The sequence below is a fragment of the Streptomyces boluensis genome (assembly GCF_009908195.1).
Lineage (GTDB): Bacteria > Actinomycetota > Actinomycetes > Streptomycetales > Streptomycetaceae > Streptomyces > Streptomyces boluensis.
On record NZ_JAAAHS010000728.1, the window covers coordinates 1 to 1,133 of the forward strand.

Genomic DNA, 1,133 nt, shown 5'->3' on the forward strand with positions numbered 1-1,133 from the left:
ACCCCGTCCGCTATGACCTGTACGCCGCGGCCGCCGCGGTCCTGCTCGTCGCCGCGGCCGTGCTGATCGGCCATCACCTCGAACGCGTCGACGGCAACCTCCGGGTCAGCTGGCCGCCGCTGTACGCCAACTGGCTGCCGCACATGGGGCCCGGCACCCCGGCCGCGCTCGCCGTGGCGGCCGCGGTCGTCGCGTACGGCCCGTCGCTCGCCGCGCGCCTGCCGTGGCGCCCACTGCTCGCCGCCGCCTGCGCCACGGCCATGGCGTGGACCTGGTCGCTCGCGCTCATCGACGGCTGGCACTGGGGCATCGCCCGGCGGCTCACCACCAAGTACGAGTACCTGCGGGTCATCGACCGGTTCCAGGACATTCCCGAGACGCTGCGGACCTTCACGCGGCACGTCCGCGTCGACGCTCCGGAACCCTGGCCCGCCCATGTCGCCGGGCATCCGCCGGCCGCCCCGCTGACGTTCGTGCTGCTCGACCGGATCGGCCTGGGCGGCGGCGCCTGGGCCGGGGTCTGGTGTCTCACCGTCGGCGCGACGGCCTGCGTCGCCGTCCTCGTCACGGTGCGTGCGCTCGCCGGGGAGCAACTGGCGCGCGGGGCCGCGCCGTTCCTCGCGCTCGCACCGGCGGCTGTCTGGGCGGGCACGTCCGCCGACGGCTACTTCGCCGCGGTCGCCGCCTGGTCGGTCGCGCTCCTCGCCCTGTCGGTCACGACCGACCGCCGGTGGCGTCTCACGGCTTGCGCCTCCGGCCTGCTGTTCGGACTGACCTGCTACCTGTCGTACGGCCTGGCCCTGATCGCCGTCATCGGCGCGGCGGCCCTGCTGCTCGGCCCCGCCGGCCGACGGCTCCGGGTGCTCCCGTACGTCCTGCTCGGCCTCGTCGTCGTGCCCGCGCTGTTCACGGCGTACGGCTTCAACTGGTGGGAGGCGTACCGGTTGTTGGTCGAGCGCTACTACCAGGGCGCGGCGGGGGTGCGGCCGTACGCGTACTGGGTCTGGGCCAACCTTGCCTGCACGGTTCTCGTGGTGGGGCTCGCGACAGTGGCGGGGTTGCGGCGGGCGGGGGCGGATCTTGTGCGCGAACGGTCGCCGCTCGCACTTCTCCTCGCGGGGGCGTTGCTCGCC

The 1,133-nt window shown here is 74.7% G+C and carries 1 protein-coding gene; it reads left to right on the forward strand.

Going from position 1 to position 1,133, the window contains the following annotated elements; translation table 11 throughout:
* Positions 1-1,133, forward strand: a 1,133-nt coding sequence (locus tag GUY60_RS37770) for a hypothetical protein (RefSeq protein WP_187370238.1), incomplete at both ends; no start/stop codon positions are given.